We start from the raw sequence: 19097 nt of genomic DNA on the forward strand, positions 1-19097 counted from the left end.
GCGAGCACGGAGGTGAGGACCATGGCGACACCCGCGTTCCATGTCGTCGAGGGACTGGACGGTAACCGCATCCGGGTCGCGGTCGCAGGCCAAGGGCCGCTGGTGCTGATGGTCCACGGCTGGCCGGACGCCTGGATCTCGTGGCGCCCGCAGATGAGCGCCGTCGCCGCGGCAGGCTTCACCGCGGCCGCGCTCGACGTCCGCGGCTACGGCGGATCCGATGCCCCTGACGAGGTGAGCGCCTACACGATGGCCGCGCTGACGGGCGACAACGCAGCGGTCATCCGCGCGCTCAGCGACGACGGGCAGGCGGTGCTGGTCGGCCACGACTGGGGCGCGCCGATCGTCTACGCCACCGCGCTCATGCGGCCCGAGGTCGTGCGCGCCGTCGTCGGCCTGTCCTCGCCGCCACCATCGTTCAGCGACAAGAAGCCCTCCGTGGCTTATGCCGAGCTCTACCCGGAGAAGCTCTTCTACCAGCAGTACTTCCTGCGTGACGACGGGGCCGCCGAGGCGGAATTCGAAGCCGATCTGAAGCGCTTCGTCCGCCTCATGCATTTCAACCTGTCCGGTGACACGACGCTGGCGGACCCCATGGAGGCGCTGGTGCGGCCGGCCGGGTCGACGACACTCCTGGACGGGCTGCCGGAGCCCGATCCGCTGCCGGCCTGGATGAGCCGCGCGGACATCGCCGAATACGCCGACGGCTTTCGCCGGAACGGCCTGCGCGGGCCGCTCAACCGCTATCGTGCCCAGGACCTCGACTGGGAAGAGATGCGCAAGTACCGGGATCGCAAGATCGAGCAGCCGGCGATCTTCGTCGGCGGCACGCGCGAGCCGTCACGCTTCATGCAGGGGTTCGATCGCTACGCCGATCCGGTGCGGCGTTACGGCGACTGCCGCGGCGTGCACTTCATCGAAGGTGCCGGCCATTGGCTCCAGCGCGAGGCGCCGGATGAGCTCAACACGCACATCCTCGATTTTCTGAAGGCGCTGTCGTCGCCTGCTGCGCCGTCCGTCAGGGGGCTTTCTTGACCAGCGGACAGCGGCTCATGGCCAAGGGCTGGAACGCATCGTCCGGCGCAATCGTTCGGACGATCTTCAGGTAGTCGTACGGCTCCTTGGGCTCACCTGGCGCCTTCAGCTCGGCCAGATGGAACGGGTGCATCACGCGTCCGTCGGCGCGGATCGCCACGTTGCTGTTCCAGAAGTCGTTGACGGGGATCTCCTTCATCCTGGCGACCACGGCCGCCCCACTCAGGTTTCCGGCGGCCTCCAGGGCCTTGAGATAATGCAGGACGGCCGAATAGGCGCCCGCATGGGGCTCTTCCGGATACTGCCCGTTCATGCGGTCGGCAAAGCGCTTGGCAAAGGCGCGGGTCTTGTCGCTCATGTCCCAGTAGAACGACATGCCCGTCGCGAACGGTGGTATCGAGGGGCCGATGGCCTTGATATCGCCGAGAAAGATCAACGGGATGGCGAACTGCTGCGAGGACGCCCGGCCGACGCCGAACTCGCCGGCCTGCTTCAGCGTGTTGACCAGGTCCTGAACGAAGTTGGCGGCGACGATTACCTTTGCGCCCGACGAGCGCGCCTGCAGCAGGAAAGATGAGAAGTCGGCGTCGCCGATGGGATGACGGCTCGAGCCGACGACCTTGCCGCCGGCCGCCTTGATGAAGCCGCCCATCGAGTCCTCGACGGCCGTTCCTCCCGCGTAGTTGGCGGTGATGAAGTACCAGCTGTCGGTCTTCGGCGACATCATCGCGTCGACGAGAGATTTCCCCAGAGAATAGGCGTCGTAGGTGAAGTGAACGCTGACGGGTGAGCAGGCCTCGTTGGTGAAGGCCATCGTGCTCTGCGAGGTGAAGAGAAAAGGCCGGTCGTTGTCCTTGAGAATGGTGAGCGCCGCGAGCGAGGCGGCCGAAGATCCGCCGTCGACCACCGCCGCGATGCCTTCATCGACCCAGCGCCGGACGATCGAGACGGCAAGGTCGGGCTTGGTCTGGTTGTCGCCCGCCACGATCTCCACGGGGCGGCCGAGCACCTTGCCGCCGAAGTCCTCGACGGCGAGGCGGGCCGCAGTGACCGCGCCGACCCCATCGGCCGCCGCGTAGGGCCCGGACATGTCGTTGATGACGCCGATCCGTATCGTGTTCGGCAGCGGGTCGGCCACAGCGGGGACCGCGGCGGCGAGCAGCAACGCCAGCGCGCAGGCTTGGATCTTCATGGTCTCCCTCCTTTTGTTGCCGCAATGCGGCGGGCACGCCGCTCGCCTCCACCCTGTGCGGGTCTCGTCCGACGCCGCGGGGTCTCATCAGACGCCGGCCCGTGGCGGCGTCAGGTGAGATTCACTGAAGATCTATATATAGGCCTTCATCGCGTCAACATGCAGCCGGTCCGCGGCCGGCCTGGAGGTGGGGCATTTCCCTCGCCGTCAAGCCCGGCCATGACGCCGACGAGATGGCTGAGTCGGATAGCCCCACAAGCGGGGCGAGGTGCGCCGCTGGACCGTCAGCCTCCCTTTTGCTGCGATGGACCAAAGCGTAGCCGCTTAGCTTCAGTTCGTTTGCAATGAATGTGCGGTGAGCGGCGACAGCCTGAAGTTGCCCAAAGCCGATATCCCTCGGCCGGGGCTACCACTTGGCGTTCGGTATCGGCCGTTCGGCCGGACTTGCATAGCGGCTGCAGCCGTCGCTCCCCTATGGTCGGGGGCATCAAGGATGATGGGAGGCGCGTTTTCTTTCCGAGCGATGTGGCCAATGAGCCGAAGGAGAGCGAGGAACGCCAGGAGGATAACATGCATCGGCATTTCATGGGTCTCGCCGCCCTGAGCATCGGTCTGCTGGTCGCGCTGCCGGGTCATGCGCAGCCGGTCGGCGCTGGTGAGCCGGGCGCGGTCACCGCCATTGACATCCTGCTCGACCCCGACGCGACGATGATCCAGCACGCGGTGGCGGCCAACGAGCGTTTGCGCAAGAGCTTTCCCGAGGGCTTCGCTCTGGGTGATGAGCATCAACCGCACATCTCGGTTCTGCAGAGGTATGTCAGAACGGCGGACCTCGACAAAGTCTACGCGGCGGTTGATAAAGTCCTGGCCGGAGAGAGGCCGGCCTCCTGGAAGCTGAAGGCGTACAAGTACTATTATATCCCCTGGAAGGATGTTGGCCTTGCCGGGATCGTTGTCGAGCCCACCGATGATCTTGTTCGCTATCAACAGAAACTCGTCGACGCCGTCGCCCCGTTCACCGTGAAGACGGGTACGGCATCAGCGTTCGTTACGACGAAGGAAGACCCTGAGATCAATCAGCCGACCATCGCCTACGTGGCGAGCTTCGTGCCCAATGAAACGGGCAGGAAGTTCAACCCGCACGTGACCATCGGCCTCGCCTCGCAGGACTATTTGAAGAAGATGCTCGCCGAGAAGTTCGAGACTTTTACGTTCTCACCCGCCAAGGCGTCTGTTTACCACCTGGGAAATTTTGGAACGGCGCGGAAGCTGCTTAAAAGTTGGGACCTAAAAGGGTGAGGCCGGGGCACTGACGGTGCAAGCACCGGACCTGATGGGCGCAAGGCGCCCATCGTGCCGTTCCCGGGGGTGATCGAGAGATCCGGAAGCGGTCGGATGCCTGCCGCCGCCGAGGCGGCAGGCATCCGGCGATCAGCTGCCCGGCTTCCTCACCACGGCCGAGACGTCGATCGGCTTGGGCAGCAGGCCCAGCGCAAGGAAGGTGTCGGCGATCTTCTGCTGCTCGGCGACGACGGTGTCGTCGAGCGGCTTGATGCCGAAGGTCTGGCGCTTGAGCGCGATCTTCAGCACCGGGGCCGGGATGCCCGTGCCGGGGCTGAGCTCCTCCGCCACCGCATCCTCGTTGTCCTTTGCCCAGGCGTCGATCTCCGCGATCGCCGCGAGGACGGCGTCGATGACCTTGGGGTTCGCGTCGTTGAAGGCCCGGCGGGCCAGGTAGAACTGGCGGTTGGCGGCGATGCCGGTACCATCCGCCAGCGTGCGCGCGCCGGTGGCGACCTCGGCGGCGGCCTGGAACGGGTCCCAGATCACCCAGGCGTCGACCGAGCCGCGCTCGAAGGCGGCGCGGGCGTCGGCGGGTGCGAGGAAGGCCGGCTCGATCTCGGAGTACTTCACGCCGGCCTTCTCCAGCGCCTTGACGAGCAGGTAGTGGACGTTCGAGCCCTTGTTGAAGGCGACCTTCTTGCCGCGCAGGTCGGCGACGGAGGTGATGGGCGAGTCCTTCTTGACGAGGATCGCTTCGCCGCGCGGCGCCGGCGGCTCGAAGCCGGCGTAGAGGAAGCCCGCGCCGGCCGCCTGGCCGAAGATCGGCGGGGCTTCGCCCGCATGGCCGAAGTCGATGGCGCCCACGTTGAGCGCCTCGATGATCGGCGGGCCGGACGGGAACTCCTTCCATTCGACGCGAAACCCGAGCGGCTCGAGCTTCTTCTCCAGGCTGCCCTTGCTCTTCAGCAGGATGACGTTGCCGTACTTCTGGAAGCCGATGCGCACGATCTTGTCGTCCGCATGGGCGCCCCCGGACATCAGCCCGCCGGCCAGGAGCAGCGCGCCGGCTGCCAAGGCGGTTCTGCGCAGAATGTTCATTTGGCCTCTCGTCGTCAGCTCGTGTTCGAAGGTGCGGATGCGCCGGGCTGCGCGGCTGAAGCGAGTGACATGGACGCACCTCCCCCTCCGCGCCGGAGAGGTGAGCGGTCCTGATCGTTTCGAGACGGCAAATGCCTCAGGCGAGCGGCACCGAGGGACGGCAGCACCTATCTACGACGATGGTAAGCTGCGCGCCAAGTGAACAATATTTCAAATATTTCCCATGAAGAGAAAATTTATTTCTACAGAAAGACTGGTCGAGCCATCGCTTTCGCTTCACGCGCTCCATCAATGGATGGCGGCATACATGACGCGCGCTTCCGTCGCCTCGGCGGCGGGCATCTCCTCGACGATGCGGCCGCCGCGGGCGACCAGGATGCGGTCGGAGATGGCCAGCACCTCCGGCAGGTAGGACGAGATCACGATCACCGCCTTGCCCTGCCGGGCGACCTCCCGGATGGCCGCGTGGATCTGCGGAATGGCGCCGACGTCGACGCCACGGGTCGGCTCGTCGAAGATGACCAGCGAGGGCTCCTGCACCAGGGACTTGGCGACCACCACCTTCTGCTGGTTGCCGCCGGAGTACTCGATGATCTTGAGGCTCCGCTTCAGCGCCGAGATGCCGAGCGCCTTGATCCAGGTATCGGCGGTGCGCTTGCGCTCGCTCGGCGAATAGAACCAGCGGCGGCCCAGGCGCGAGGCCAGCCGGCCGAGATAGATGTTCTCGTCCGCGGTCATCGTCTCGAAGAAGCCGTCCTGCTTGCGGTCCTCGGTGATGTAGACGATGCCGTCGTTGATCGCCTGGTTCGGCACCCGGTAGCGCACCGGGCGGCCCTTGAAATAGATCATGCCGCCGCGAATGAAGTTGCGCTTGCGGGCGCCGCAGATGATGTGGGCGATTTCGGTGCGGCCGGCGCCGACGAGCCCCGCCATGCCGACGATCTCGCCGGCGAACACCGAGAACGACATGTTCTTGACCACCGCACCCATGGTCACGTTCTCGACCGAGAGCACCTTCTCGCGTTTGACTGCGGACGCCTCGGCGTCGCCGAAGGCGCGCGGTACGCCATAGCCGCCGGCCACGTCGCGGCCCACCATCATGCGGACCAGCTGTTCGCGGTCGACCTCGCCGGCCTTCACCGTCGCGACCAGCTTGCCGTCGCGCAGCACGGTCAGCCGATCGGCGATGGTCAGCGCCTCCTCCAGCGCGTGCGAGATGAAGATGATGCCGACGCCCTCGTCGCGCAGCCGCCGCAGCAGGTGGAAGAGGTGCTGGATCTCCTCGGGCGTGAGGCTGGCCGTCGGCTCGTCGAAGATCATGACACGCGCCTGGTAGCGCGCCGCCCGGGCGATCTCGACCATCTGGCGCTTGGCGGTGCCGAGGGTCTCGACCAGCGCCAACGGATCGACGTGGAAGTTCAGCGATTGCTGGGACTGCTGGGCGCTGATGTTGAGCTTACGGAACACCGTGTAGAACGGCTCGCGGCCGAGCTGGAGGTTCTGCGCCACCGTCATCGACGGGACCAGGCTGGTCTCCTGGTAGACCATGGCGACGCCGGCCTTGAGCGCCCCGCTCGGCGAGGAGAAGCCGGCCTTGCGGCCGTCGAGGAGATAGTCGCCCGACGTCAGCTCGACGGCGCCGGAGATCACCTTGCACAGGGTCGATTTGCCGGCGCCGTTCTCGCCCAGCAAAGCATGGATCTCGCCGGGGCGCAGGTCGAAGTCGACGGCCTCGATGGCGTGCACACCGCCGTAGACCTTGCTGCCGGCGACGATGCGTACGAGGGGGGAAGGGCTGTCCTGGGGGCTGAGCGCGTCCATCAGTGGGCTCCGATCGCCTTGGCCGTCAGTTCGACGAGCTTGTCGTGGCCCTTGGCGCAGGCGATCACCCGCGCACCGACGGCACAGACGGCGGTGACGCCATGCGTGTGGCCGCCGACCCGGCTGTGGAAGCTCTCCACGGGATCGCCGTCCGGCGACAGCCGTGCGACAAGGCCGTAGGACCGGGCCGGAGCCCAGGGCTTCTGGATGCCGAGCTTCTTGATGCGGCCGATCTGCGTCGGCTCCCGGTAGTTGAACGGCGACGACAGGGCCGGGCCGATCCATAACTCGGGGGCACCTCGGCCATCATCTTGGCGCGAAAGCGCGGCTCGCGCAGGACGAACTCGGTGAGCTGCGTGCGCAGGGCGAAGAAGGCGATCCAGAAGCCGTCCGGGGCGCGCTTCAGGCGGGCCGGATAGCCGGCGAAGTTCGGCACCAGCACGCGGCGGAGGCCGTCGCGCGACACGGCTGCGAGGGAATGGCTCCACGCTTCCGTGACCAGAACCTCGCGCTCGTCCGCAGTCGGTGCCACGCCGTTCGGCCAAGCCAGGCCCTGGCTCAGCACGCGGGCGTCGGCGAGGCGGTCGTTGCAAGCGATGAGACGGCCGCTGGCCGGGGCCGCCCCCATCAGGTCGCGCAGCCAGTCCTCCGGAACGTTATGGCACGAGCCGTCGGTGACGAAGACCGTACCGTCGCTCGCCACCGTGACGGCGGTCGGGCAGCTCAGCGGCGCGCCACCCGCGGTGTCGAGCGTCGCCTCCGGGCGCCCGTCCGGCGCCAGCGCCAGCACGCCGCGCCCGGACACGCAGGCGAGCAGCCGTCCGTCCGGCGTCCAGGCCAGGCCGCCGACCGGCCGCCCCAGATCGGCGAAGACGCGACGGCTGTCGAAATCCGGTCCCTCGCAGCGCAGCACGGTGGTGCCGCTCGACACGTAGAGGGCGCCGTCCGGCCCGAGTGCCAGGTCGTCCGGCGCCGTGATCGGCCCCCCCAGCGTCCGCGCCTCCTCCAGGCGGCTATTGGGCGACAGCGGCCCGTCGAGCACCGGGATGCCGTGGACAGGCCGGTTAGGAAACAGGACGGCGTCGACGAGGTCCCGCAGCAGCGCCATCACGCCACCTCCCGCGCCGGCACCGCAGCGCCACGGCGTGTCCTGGGCTGGCCGTCACCCCAATAGGAGTCCCAGCTCGTCCACGTGGGGTCGGCATCGGCCAGCCGCAGCCGTCCGATCCGGTTGTTCTCGAGGCCGCCGATATAGAGGTAGCCCTTGTGCTCACGCATGGAGGTGATGGTGGGGTGCGAGTGGCCGCCCGGGTCCCACAGGGTTTCCAGCACCGTGCCGTTGTCGTCGAATTTGGCGACGCAGCCGTAGTTGATGCCGGGGCAGAGCCACTCGTCGGGCGGAATCTGCTTGACCATGCGGACCCGGAAGCTCGGATCGGCCATGGCGATGTCGTAGACCGGCGAGCGGATGCCGACGAGGGCGAGCCAATAGGTGCCGTCCGACGCCCGATTGATGTTGTCGGGGTAGCCCGGCAGGTTGTCGACGAGGATCTCGCTCTGGCCGGCCTTCGGGCCGGCGATCCACAGCCGATGGATGCGGCACAGCCAGGTGCTGGCCCACAGCACCGAGCGGCCGTCGTGGGCGAGGCAGACGCCGTTGGGGAAGGCGAGGTTCTTGAGGATCGTCTTTGATTGGCCGGTTGCCGGGTCGTGGCAGATGAGGCGCCCGTTGCCGCGGCCTTCGAAGCCGTCCAGCGCCCAGTCGGCGAGATCGTAGCGGATCGTCGCTTCGCTGAAATAGATCTTGCCGTCCGGCGCGATATCCAGATCGTCGGCCAGGTAGAGGCGGGAATCGTCCTTCAGCCTGAGCCACGAGCGGTTGGTCTCGTCGGTCACCTTGAACACCGAGCGGTCCGGCCGGACGCCGTAGACGCCCATGCCGGCGACGCAGACGATCAGGTTCTCGTCCCGGTCCATGGCCATGCCGAGGGGACGGCCGCCGATGCGCGCGAACTCCTCGCGCGTTTCGTAGTCGGGGGCGAGGAAGCGGATGATCGAGCCGTTGCGGTTGACCGTGTAGAGGTTGTCGTGACGGTCGAGGATGACGTCCTCGGGGCCCTCGATGCGCTCGTAGGCGATGGCCTCGGCCGCGTGCAGCCGGTCGTTCTCGGCGAAGGCGGTGCCGGCGTCGCGGGCAATCGACGGCGGCGGCTTGAACTCCACCAGCGTGGGGCTGACGTAGATCTTCTGGAGCACCTTGCCCTTGTTCTTCTGCCATTTGACGTTGAAGGCCACCGCCGCGATCAGCAGGAAGCCGATCGTCGCCGTGGTCAGGCTGCCGTGGGTGCCGAGCTGCACCAGGCCGTTGATCAGGAGGAAGATGATGACGGCGCCGATCAGGGCGCGGGCGATGGTGCCACGCCCGCCCGCCAGGCTGATGCCGCCGAGCACCACGGCGGCCAGCGCATTGACCTCCCAGCCGACCCCGGTGTCGGTGCCGGAGCTGTTCTGGCGGGCCGCATAGAGGATGCCGGCGAAGGAGGTGAGCAGCCCCGCCAGCACATAGGCGGTGAACAGCGAGCGCTTGACGTCGATGCCGGCGTGGCGCGCCGCCTTGCGGCTCGAGCCCACCGCCATGATCTGCAACCCCGGCCGCAGGCGGGTGAGGTAGATGTGCGCGGCGAGGCCGATGACGATGAGGCAGGCCATGTTGGTCGGAATGCCGAAGACCGTGCCGATGCCCAGAAAGTCCCAGGCGTCGCTGCTCTCGGACGACGAGGCGAGCTCCCTGGTGAAGGCGGTGGTGAGCTTGTTGTAGGACGCGCGGACGATGATCAGCACCACCATGGTGGTGAGGAACGGCCGCGTCTTGGCATAGGCGATCAGGCCGCCGTTGATGGCGCCCACGAGGGCGCCGAAGGCGAGCACGCCGATGATCATCACCGGGAACGGCAGACCGAGGATCTGCAGCAGGTAGAGCGCCAGGAAGTTGGCCATGGCGAACACGGCGCCGACCGAGAGGTCGATGCCGCCGGCGAGCACGGCGACCGCCATGGCCATCGCCACCAGCGCCTGCTCCGGGAAGCTGCGCATCAACTGCTGAAGGTTGGGCCAGTTCGTGTAGCCCGGAATGGTCAGCACGAACGCCAGGAAGACCAGGCACATGAGCACGAATGGAACGATCGGTTCCATCCAGCGCTTTTCCAGAAGCTCGCTGATGAACAGTTGCGGCGAGTAGCGGTACCAGAGGCGCCGTACCGATTCCATAAGGCTAGGCTCCCGTTCCGACCGAAATCACGCCGGCGGATGCGGCTGACGTGGGCTTGGAAAGACCGGTCCCGTTGCTTGCGCCACGAGCCCGATCGAACGAGCCATGTCCGCCGGCCGCGGTGACGCGCGGCCGGCGGACATCGGCCTCAATCCTTGGGCACGGTGAAGCAATAGGCGCGGTCGTCCTTGCTCTTCACCCAGTAGTTGGTCGTGTAATAGGCGAGCTTCTTGCTGCCGGGCTTGTCGCCGTTCTGCAGCAGCCCGAGCACGGCGTTGACGATGGCTTCGCCCTGTGTGTCGGCCCGGTAGGACAGGTTCTTGGTGAACAGGCCCTGCTCCAGCAGGTCGCAGTCGGCGGGCTGGCCGTCGCTGGCGACGTAGATCTTCACCTGTCCCTGCTTGCCGGCGTTCTTGACCGCCTGCGCCGCGCCCGCCGTCATCGGCCCCCAGACGCTCAGGATGGCGCACAGGTCCGGGTGCTGCTGCAGCACGGTCGTGGTGATGTCGCCGGCCTTGTTGGCGTCCCAGTTCGCCGGCTGCGACGAGACGACCTTGATCGTCGGATCGGTCTTGAACACCTCCGTCGCGGCCTTGGCCATGTCGAGCGAATAGGCGGCGGTGGCTTCGCCCTCCAGGATCGCTACCTTGCCCGAGCCCTTGCCGCCGCCGCACTCGGCGACCACGTCGTTGGCCAGCATGCGGCCGAGCTTCGGCACGTCGGCGCCGACGTAGGCGTCGGTCAGGGTGTTCGACGCCATGTTGACCTGCACCACGTAGATGCCGGCATCCATCGCCCGCTTCAGCTCGCGCGCCAGCAGGTTGGCGGTGGGGTTCTGCACGATGAGCACGTCCGGCTTCTCGTTGATGAGCGTGCTCACCGCTTGCAGCTGGACGTCGGACTTGAAGTTGGGGTCGCGGACGATCAGCTTCATGCCGTAGTCGTCGAAGTGCGCCTTCATCACCCGCGTCCAGGTGGATTCGAGCACCCCGAGCCAGACGGGCACCCAGGCGACGGTCTTGCCTTTCACCGCCTTCTCGAAGCTCGCGTGCAGCTCCTCGCGCGGGTCGGCCGCCTGGGCCGGCGCTAGGGCCGAGGCGGCGAGAAGCCCGGCGGCGAGCGCCGCGGCCGCCGACCGTGCGAAGATGGATCCTTTGCTCATGGTCTCCCTCCCGTAGACTTTATTGGCGCTGTACTTTCGGAATGCGGTCATGCGGATGAGATCTAGTCGCCCTGCTTGGCGGTCTCTTCCTCCCGCGGGTGCACGTAGCTGTCGATGCCGATGGCCGCGAGCAGCACGATGCCCTTGATGATGTCCTGGGTCTGCGTATCCAGGTTCATGATGGTCATGCCGTTGAGCAGCACGCCGATCAGCAGGGTGCCGGCGACGACGCTGAAGACGTTGCCGCGGCCGCCCACGAGGCTGACGCCCCCGAGCACGACCACGAGGATGACGTCGAAGATCAGGGTGGATTCGGCGATCTGGAGGTGCATGAGCGCCGTCGACGCCACCATCATGAGCCCGCCGATGTAGCCGATGGCGGCCGACAGGGCGTATTCCAGCATGGTCAGCGGCCGCACCCCGATGCCCGACAGGCGCGCCGCCGCCATGTTGTCGCCGTGCGCGTAGATGAAGCGGCCGAGCACCGTGCGCGACAGGAAGACGTGCACGACGATCGCGCAGCCGGCGAAGATCAGCAGGGGCACCGGAATGCCGCCGGCGAGGTTGCGCCCGAGCGCCAGGAACTCGTCGTGCCCCGGTGACAGGAACACCTGATAGTGCGGCACCACGAACGCGCGGGTGAGCCCGACGACGAACAGCCCCATGGCCAGCGTGGCGAACAGGGCCGGGATCTCGACGACGGCGATCAGGAAGCCGTTGACCACGCCGATCGCCACGGCCAGCACCAGGCCGAGCAGCAGGGCCACGCCGCTCGATACCCCGGCGTTGATCAGCGTCACCGCCACGGCGGCCGAGACCGCCAGGGCCGCGATCTGCGACAGGTCGATGCCGCGGCCGATGACGACCAGCGCCATGCCGAGGGCCAGGACGCCGAGGATCGACACGGCCCGCGCCAGCGCCAGGGCGTTGCCGAGGGTGAAGAAGCCGGGAAGCGTGACGCTGAAGATCGCCGCCGCCAGAACGGCGAAGCCCATCACGGCGAGCGCCTGCGAAGGTTTGTAGCCGCCCCGCTGCTGTGCGGTGTCCGCCATGGTCACGTTCATCCCTTGGGACCTCGCCCGCCGCGTTCGAACGAACGGCGGTTCGGGCGGGTGTCGTATGCGCGTTCCGCGCTTGCCGTGAAGGTTCCAGCCTCGTCCGGTCATGTCAAGGATTTTATCCAAACTACCAAAAAATGCCCGGATAATCGTTCTGAAAGTCGCCTTTCCGCAAAAATCGGATACAATCCATGTAAATGAGACGAGCGGACACGAGGCGGGGGAGCGCGAGGCGGGCCGACATGGCGAAGGGCAGCGGGCGGGACGAACGGCTGCTGGGTGTGCAGATCGCCGAGCAGCTTCGACAGGGCATCTTGCGGGGCGACTGGAAGCCGGGCAGCCGCATCCAGCAGGACCGGCTGGCCGAGCAGTTCGGCACCAGCCGCATCCCGGTGCGGGAGGCCCTGCGGCTCCTGGAGAACGAGGGCCTTGTGGTCCTCGTGCCCAACAGCAGCGCCTGGATCAGCAAGCTCGACAAGGCCGAGTGCATCGAGGTCTACATGATGCGCGAGCGGCTCGAGCCGCTCGCCCTGGCGCAGAGCGTCGCGCATCTGTCGGACCAGGACATCGCCGAGCTGTCCGCGTTGGCCACCCGTGCCCGGGAGACGCCGGACCTCGAGGACTACATCCAGTATGACCGCGAGTTCCACCTGCTCAGCGTGCGCCGGGCGCCGATGCCGCGGCTGCTGACCACGGTGGAGCGCTTCTGGAACATCACCCAGCCCTACCGGCGCAACTACCTTGCCAATACCGGCGCCGAGGGGCGCTGGATCAGCGACGCCGAGCACACCCTGATGATCGAGGCGATCAAGCGGCGGGATGCGGAGGAGGCCGGCCGGATGCTCGGCGCGCATATCCGGCGCACGCGTCTGCATCTGGAGCAGATGACGTGGGCGGCTGGATGAGCGTGCGCCAGCCGGGCGCGACATCGCACCACCCGCCGGGATCCGCTCGGCGCTAAGTCTGCCGCGGATTCGAGCGGCACGGGTGAACGTTCGGCACTCGACGAGGCCGCCGCGGCTGCGGCGTCGGCGCGGCTGTCGTATACTTGACGGGCGTGTGCGCTAAGATGGCACGCTGCGCACACCGTCGGGCCGCTCAGCGGCGGCCGGCCAAACCGGGGCATCGCCTTGCTTCGTCGATCGATTCCAGCCGCTCTAGGTGCGTTCATCGTGGCGGCGAGCGTCCTCCTGTGGGGCAGCGGCCCGGCGCAGGCCATGAGCTTTCGCCTGGTGCAACTCCAGGACCCGCGCTGCGGCCAGGGCTGTCCGCCGATCATTGCGGGGGACGGCGAGATCACGCCCGGCACCACCGCCAACTTCGTCGCCTTCACGCGCCAGGCCATGGACCGCGGGCCGGTGAGCAACCTGGTGCTGATCAACTCGCCTGGCGGCGTCGTCATCGAATCGCTCACGTTCGGCCTGGTGCTGCGCGAGCTCGGCGCGTCGGTCGCCGTCGCCCGGGCCGGACGGCAGGGGCTGATCAGCGGCATCTGCTTTTCCGCCTGCGTGTACACGCTGATGGGCGGCAGCCGCCGTATCGCGCCGCCGGGGAGCCATCTGGGCGTGCACCGGGCCTTCATGGGACGGCCAGGCCAGCACCGGGGCCCGGTGCGCGCGGCGAGGCCGCCCAAGGGACTGACCGTCGCCATGCGCAACTACGCACGCGCCATGGGGGTCGACCCGGCGGTGATCAGCATTGCCGAGCGCACGCCCTCCAACTCTATCCACGTGTTCCGTCCCAACGAGATGTCGCGCCTGCGGTTGGCGCGATAGCGTGTCCCGGCCCCCCGGGGCCGGTAGTCTCGGCTCTGCCGCACGGGGCTCGGTGAGGACGAGGAGTCCCCTGACTGCCGCCGGGGATCTGCGGGCAACGGCGGCACGGTTGTCAGGGGCGTCGCCAGGTCGATGCCGGGCACGCCGAGTCCTGGCGACCCTGGTCTCGGACACAAGAGCGGGATGATTTATCTGGTAATCATCATCCCGCTCTCAGTCTTCGTCTTGAGCATGGTCTTATCCAAGAACCAGTGTCCACCTCTTAGGATCATGCTCTGGAGCGCTTCGCGATTGGGTGGACACACCCAATCGCAAGAGAAGCGCTCCAGATGAAAAAGGCTATGAGCATTTCTCCCATTGGATGATCGTCATCCAATGGCGAAATGCTCTAGGGAAACGTCCGAGCCCGTCTTGGGGTGCGATCGCGCGCACCCGATCAGTATCCGTAGACGTATCCGCGTCTCGGCGTCGTGGCATTGCCGACGATGGCGCCCCCGACACCGCCGATGGCGGCTCCGGCCACGGCGCCGCCGGCCGTGCCCGACGCCAGTCCACCGACGAGCGCACCCGCGCCCGCGCCGATGGCGGCTCCGCCGATGGTGCGGTCCGTCCGGTTATATGGGTTGCAAGCGACCATGCCGAGCGCGAGCATCCCGATAACGCAGAGCTGTTTCATCCAACGATCCTCCTCCACACGGTTAATTTGCGGCACGGCTACAGGTTCCATCGGTCGTGGTCCGGGCGCGGTTCCGTGTGGCCGCAGCGGCGAATCCACGCGCCGCGGCGCCGATCCGGCTATTTGCCACCGCACGCTTTCACAGATGATGATATCAACCTATGGTTGTATATGCGGGTATTCGAGCCGTCGACGTCCAGTTCCCTGCGCTATTCGGCCGCCACGATGGTGAGGCGAGCTGCCTCAAGATCAACAAAATCCGGGCAGTAGCATCAGCATCGATTGTGTGCTTGCTCATGAAGCCTGCCTCTGTCTTAGGGCTGTCTGCCTCAGCCCGTGCTCTCTCAAGTAGAAGCTCCGGTCCAAGCCGCCCAGTGTCGCGCCCAGTCGGGTTCCGGCGGGTTCGAGGCCCGGCCATCGACGAAGAATGGGAGCGATGCCCATGCGCACCGGCGTAAAGCTCGCTCTGGGTATCGCTCTCGGCTTGGTCTGCTGGGGTGTCTATGTTGCCTCGCACGGCACCCACGGCCTTGCGCAGCCGATGACGCCGCCGCCCGCCGTTCCCGTGCAGACGGCGGTGACGGAGGCGCAGAACGTCCCCATCATCGTGCGCGGCCTCGGCAGCGTGACCGCCTTCAACACCGTCTCGGTCAAGAGCCGGGTGCAGGGCAACATCACACAGATCAATTTCCGTGAAGGGCAGGAGGTCCGGCACGGCGACCTGCTGGTCCAGATCGACCCGCGGCCCTACCAGGCCATCCTCGACCAGGCCAATGCGACGCTCGCCAAGGACCAGGCCAACCTGTTGAACGCCCGCAAGGATCTGGTGCGCTATTCCGATCTGCTGAAGCGCAATTACGCGCCCGAGCAGCAGTATGCCACCCAGCAGGCCACCGTCGCGCAGGACGAGGCGACGATCGCGAGCGATCAGGCCCAGATCGACGCGGCGCGCCTGAACGTCGAATACGCCGGGATCCGCTCTCCCATCGATGGGGTGACCGGCATTCGCCAGGTCGACCTCGGCAATCTGGTCCAGGGCAACGACGCACAGCCCCTGGTCGTCATCACCCAGATCAAGCCGATCTATGTGCTGTTCACGGCGCCGGAGCAGGATATCGGCCGGATCCGCGGCGCCATGGCGAAGGGGGCCCTGAAGACCCTCGCCTTCGATGCCGCCGACCAGAACCAGATCGCGGAGGGCACGCTCAGGCTCGTCGACAACCAGGTTGACCAGACCACGGGTACGGTCAAGCTGAAAGCGGAGTTCGCCAATGCCGACGAGCGGCTCTGGCCGGGCCAGTTCGTCAACGCCCACCTCGTCGTCGCCGAGGTCAGGAACGGCGTCACGGCGCCGGCGGCGGCCGTCCAGACCGGGCCGAAAGGCAGCTACGTCTACGCCGTCAGGTCCGACGGCATCGTGGAGCAGCGCGACGTCGTCGTCGGCCAGACGGAGAACAATCTGGCGTTGATCCGGTCGGGCCTGGCGGCGGGCGAACGCGTCGTCACCGGCGGCCAGTTCCGGCTCAAGGCCGGGGTGAAGGTCGCCGTCACCGACGCCGCGCCGTCGCCGATGGCCTCGCGATGAACGTCTCCGCGCCCTTCATCCAGCGCCCCATCGCCACCACCCTGGTGATGCTGGCGCTGCTGGTCGGCGGCGTCATCGGCTACGAGCTGCTGCCCGTCGCCGCCCTGCCGCGCGTCGACTTTCCCACCATCTCGGTGTCGGCGACGCTGCCGGGCGCCGATCCGGAAACGATGGCCTCGTCCGTGGCACAGCCCCTGGAGCGGCAGTTCGCGGCTCTCCCCGGCGTCAATCAGATCACCTCGACCAGCGTGCTCGGCTCCACCCAGATCACGCTGCAGTTCGACCTTACGCGCGACATCGACGGCGCCGCCGGCGACGTGCAGTCGGCCATCAACGCGGCACAGGGCTATCTGCCCAAGAACCTGCCGACGCCGCCGACCTACCGGAAGGTCAACCCGGCCGACCAGCCGGTGCTGATCCTCGGCCTGACCTCGCCGGCGATGACGCTGACGGACCTCGACCAGTATGCGGACCTCAACATCGCCCAGAAGATCTCGGCGCTTCCCGGCGTCGGCCAGGTGTTGATCTTCGGCGAGCAGAAGTTTGCGCCGACCATCAAGGTCAACCCGCTCGCGCTCGCCGCCCGCAGCATCGGTCTCGACGACATCACCAGCGCGGTCACGGGCACGACCGCCAACTTGCCGGTGGGCACGCTGCAGGGGCCGCGGCAATCCTACCAGATCGGCACCAATGGCCAGCTGTTCGCGCCGCGCGACATCGGGCGGGCGGTCGTCGCCTACCGCAACGGGGCGCCGGTCCGGCTCGACGACGTGGCCAGCGTGTCGGCAGGCTCCGAGCTGCCCTTGCAGGCCAGCTGGGTCGGCGCCGAGCGCGGCGAGATGATCGGCATCTGGCGGCAGCCGGGCGCCAATACGATTCAGCTCGTCGATCAGATCGTGGGGCAACTGCCGGAGCTGCAGAAGTCGATTCCACCATCGGTCGAGCTCACGGTGGTCAGCGACCGTTCGCGGTCGATCCGCGAGAGCTTCGCCGACGTGAAGCTGACGCTCGTCGGCACCATCGTGCTGGTCGTCGTCGTGATCTTCGTGTTCCTGCGGAGCTTCTGGGCGACGCTCATCCCGAGCGTGACGGTGCCGCTGTCGCTCGTCGGCACCTTCGCCGTCATGTACATGTTCGGCTACAGCCTCGACAACCTGTCGCTGATGGGGCTGACGCTGGCCGTCGGCCTCGTCGTCGACGACGCCATCGTCATGCTGGAGAATATCTTCCGCTACATGGAGGACGGCCTGGGCCGGCGCGAGGCGGCGCTCGCGGGCTCGCGCGAGATCGGCTTCACCATCGTATCGATCACCGTCTCGCTGATCGCCGTCTTCATCCCGCTCCTGTTCATGGGCGGCGTGGTCGGCCGGCTGTTCCGGGAGTTCGGCGTCGTCGTCACCGTGGCCGTGGTGCTGTCGGCGCTCATTGCGCTGACCCTGTCGCCGATGATGGCGTCGCTGGTGCTGGCCAATCCGAAAGGGGCCAGGCACGGGTCTGTCTACGCCTGGAGCGAGCGGCAGTTCGAGCGGCTCATCGGCGGCTACGAGCGCGGGCTGAAGCTGTCGCTACGCTGGCGCGGCCCGGTCATGATCCTGAACGTGCTGCTGATCGCCGCCTCCGGCTGGATGTTCTACGTGGCGCCGAAAGGCTTCTTCCCCCAGGAGGATACGGGGCTCATCTTCGCCTTCACCCAGGCCGACCAGGACATCTCCTTCGAGGGCATGGCACAGCGGCAGGCGGCCGTCGCCGCGGTGATCGGCAAGGATCCCGACGTTCTTTCGTTCGGCTCCTCGATCGGCGGCGGCTCGAGCTCGGGCATGAACACCGGCCGCTTCTTCATCCAGCTCAAGCCGCTGGCGGAGCGCACCGCGCGGGCCGACCAGATCATCGCCCGCCTGCGTCCGCAGCTCGCCCGGGTGCCCGGCGTGGTCACCTTCCTCCAGTCGATCCAGAACATTCAGGTCGGCGGCCGTCTGGCCCGCACCCAGTACCAGTACACGTTGCAGGACACGGACCTGGACGAGCTCAACGAATGGGCGCCGCGTATCCTCGACAAGCTGCGCACGGTGCCCGGCCTCCAGGACCTGGCGAGCGACCAGCAGTCGGGCAGCCCGCAGCTGATGATCCGCATCAACCGGGACACGGCCGCCCGGCTCGGTGTCAACGTGGTTGCGATCGAGCAGACGCTGTACGACGCCTTCGGGCAGCCCTTCATCACCCAGCTCTACAGGCCGCTGAACACCTACCACGTGGTGCTGGAGGTGGCGCCGGAGTACCAGCAGGACGTCTCCGCCTTGACGCGGATCTACGTGCACGGTGCCGGCAGCAGACTCATCCCCCTGAGCCAGTTCGCCGCGCTCGAGCCGGTGCCCTCCACGATCTCCGTCAACCACCAGGGCCAGTTCCCGTCGGTGACCCTGTCGTTCAATCTGGGGCCCGGCGTGTCGCTCGGCGAGGCGGTCGACCGGATCCAGGCGGCGGAGGCGCAGGTGGGCAAGCCCGCGACCTTGCAGAGCTCGTTCCAGGGCACGGCGCAGGAGTTCCAGACCTCGCTGGCGACGCAGCCCATGCTCATCGTCGCGGCCTTGTTCTCGGTCTACGTGGTGCTCGGCATCCTCTATGAGAGCTTCGTGCACCCCTTCACGATCCTGCTCAGCCTGCCCTCGGCGAGCGTCGGCGCCCTGTTCTTCCTGCGCCTGTTCGGCTTCGACCTCACGATGATGGCGATCATCGGCATCATCATGCTGATCGGCATCGTCAAGAAGAACGCCATCATGATGATCGACTTCGCGCTCGAGCGCCGGCGCACCGAGCACAAGGGGCCGGAGGAGGCGATCTACGAGGCGGCCGTGCTGCGCTTTCGCCCCATCATGATGACGACGCTGGCGGCCCTGCTCGGCACCCTGCCGATCGCGCTCGGCATCGGCGCGGGCGCCGACCTGCGCCAGCCGCTCGGCATCGCCGTCGTCGGCGGCCTCATCGTGTCCCAGGCCCTGACCCTGTTCACCACGCCGGTGACCTATCTCTACATGGAGCGCTTCAGCGAGTGGTGCGGCCGGCATCTGAGGCGCCGCGGCGGCGCGCCCAAGCCCGTCCCATCGGCCGGCGGTCTGCCGACGGGAACGTAACCGCGAACCGCCGCG

14 protein-coding genes are annotated in these 19097 nt (G+C 67.2%); 6 read left to right on the forward strand and 8 right to left on the reverse strand.

Features of this window, described 5'->3' with window-relative positions; all coding sequences use genetic code 11:
* Positions 1–21 precede the first annotated feature (21 nt).
* Complete coding sequence (locus ACZ5PO_RS15985; RefSeq protein WP_464195148.1) at positions 22–1035, forward strand: alpha/beta fold hydrolase; 1014 nt, start codon at positions 22–24, stop codon at positions 1033–1035.
* Here ACZ5PO_RS15985 and ACZ5PO_RS15990 read toward each other — a convergent pair.
* Entirely contained in the window at positions 1019–2227 is a 1209-nt protein-coding gene (locus tag ACZ5PO_RS15990) for an ABC transporter substrate-binding protein (protein WP_464195150.1), read from the reverse strand. The two genes, ACZ5PO_RS15985 and ACZ5PO_RS15990, sit on opposite strands and share 17 nt — an antisense overlap.
* A gap of 570 nt (positions 2228–2797) precedes the next feature.
* Here ACZ5PO_RS15990 and ACZ5PO_RS15995 point away from each other — a divergent pair.
* Complete coding sequence (locus tag ACZ5PO_RS15995; protein ID WP_464195152.1) at positions 2798–3526, forward strand: hypothetical protein; 729 nt, start codon at positions 2798–2800, stop codon at positions 3524–3526.
* A gap of 132 nt (positions 3527–3658) precedes the next feature.
* On the opposite strand, the gene ACZ5PO_RS16000 is transcribed toward ACZ5PO_RS15995, so the two are convergent.
* The 6 genes from ACZ5PO_RS16000 to ACZ5PO_RS16025 form a co-directional block, all read right to left on the reverse strand.
* Positions 3659–4609, reverse strand: coding sequence for a sulfonate ABC transporter substrate-binding protein (locus ACZ5PO_RS16000; RefSeq protein WP_464195154.1), 951 nt, complete (start codon positions 4607–4609; stop codon positions 3659–3661).
* A gap of 288 nt (positions 4610–4897) precedes the next feature.
* A complete protein-coding gene (locus ACZ5PO_RS16005) occupies positions 4898–6430 on the reverse strand; it encodes a sugar ABC transporter ATP-binding protein (protein WP_464195156.1) in 1533 nt (510 codons plus the stop codon).
* A gap of 64 nt (positions 6431–6494) precedes the next feature.
* Complete coding sequence (locus tag ACZ5PO_RS16010) at positions 6495–7538, reverse strand: hypothetical protein (RefSeq protein WP_464195158.1); 1044 nt, start codon at positions 7536–7538, stop codon at positions 6495–6497.
* Positions 7538–9697, reverse strand: a complete 2160-nt coding sequence (locus ACZ5PO_RS16015) for an ABC transporter permease (RefSeq protein WP_464195160.1) — start codon at positions 9695–9697, stop codon at positions 7538–7540. The genes ACZ5PO_RS16010 and ACZ5PO_RS16015 overlap by 1 nt, the downstream gene beginning before the upstream one ends.
* A 149-nt stretch (positions 9698–9846) precedes the next feature.
* The gene (locus tag ACZ5PO_RS16020; protein WP_464195162.1) at positions 9847–10860 is read right to left on the reverse strand and encodes a sugar ABC transporter substrate-binding protein; all 1014 of its coding nucleotides are present in this window, start codon (positions 10858–10860) and stop codon (positions 9847–9849) included.
* A 62-nt stretch (positions 10861–10922) separates the two neighbouring features.
* Positions 10923–11912 (reverse strand): ABC transporter permease, encoded by a 990-nt coding sequence (locus tag ACZ5PO_RS16025; RefSeq protein ID WP_464195164.1) that lies wholly within the window; start codon positions 11910–11912, stop codon positions 10923–10925.
* A gap of 248 nt (positions 11913–12160) precedes the next feature.
* Between ACZ5PO_RS16025 and ACZ5PO_RS16030 the strand changes: the two genes are divergently transcribed.
* Both ACZ5PO_RS16030 and ACZ5PO_RS16035 read left to right on the forward strand, forming a co-directional pair.
* Positions 12161–12823, forward strand: a complete 663-nt coding sequence (locus ACZ5PO_RS16030) for a GntR family transcriptional regulator (protein ID WP_464195166.1) — start codon at positions 12161–12163, stop codon at positions 12821–12823.
* A 267-nt stretch (positions 12824–13090) separates the two neighbouring features.
* Positions 13091–13693: a COG3904 family protein gene (locus ACZ5PO_RS16035; protein WP_464195168.1), complete on the forward strand. Its 603-nt coding sequence runs from the start codon at positions 13091–13093 to the stop codon at positions 13691–13693.
* A 436-nt stretch (positions 13694–14129) separates the two neighbouring features.
* Here ACZ5PO_RS16035 and ACZ5PO_RS16040 read toward each other — a convergent pair whose 3' ends face one another.
* The gene (locus tag ACZ5PO_RS16040; RefSeq protein WP_464195170.1) at positions 14130–14420 is read right to left on the reverse strand and encodes a glycine zipper domain-containing protein; all 291 of its coding nucleotides are present in this window, start codon (positions 14418–14420) and stop codon (positions 14130–14132) included.
* Positions 14421–14811: 391 nt separating this feature from the next.
* Here ACZ5PO_RS16040 and ACZ5PO_RS16045 point away from each other — a divergent pair, with 391 nt between their 5' ends.
* Together ACZ5PO_RS16045 and ACZ5PO_RS16050 are read left to right on the forward strand one after the other, a co-directional pair.
* Positions 14812–15954, forward strand: coding sequence for an efflux RND transporter periplasmic adaptor subunit (locus tag ACZ5PO_RS16045; protein WP_464195172.1), 1143 nt, complete (start codon positions 14812–14814; stop codon positions 15952–15954).
* Positions 15951–19082: an efflux RND transporter permease subunit gene (locus tag ACZ5PO_RS16050; RefSeq protein ID WP_464195174.1), complete on the forward strand. Its 3132-nt coding sequence runs from the start codon at positions 15951–15953 to the stop codon at positions 19080–19082. The genes ACZ5PO_RS16045 and ACZ5PO_RS16050 overlap by 4 nt, the downstream gene beginning before the upstream one ends.
* The last annotated feature ends 15 nt before the right edge of the window (positions 19083–19097 follow it).

The sequence above is a fragment of the Chelatococcus sp. KU-N122 genome (genome assembly GCF_055391085.1).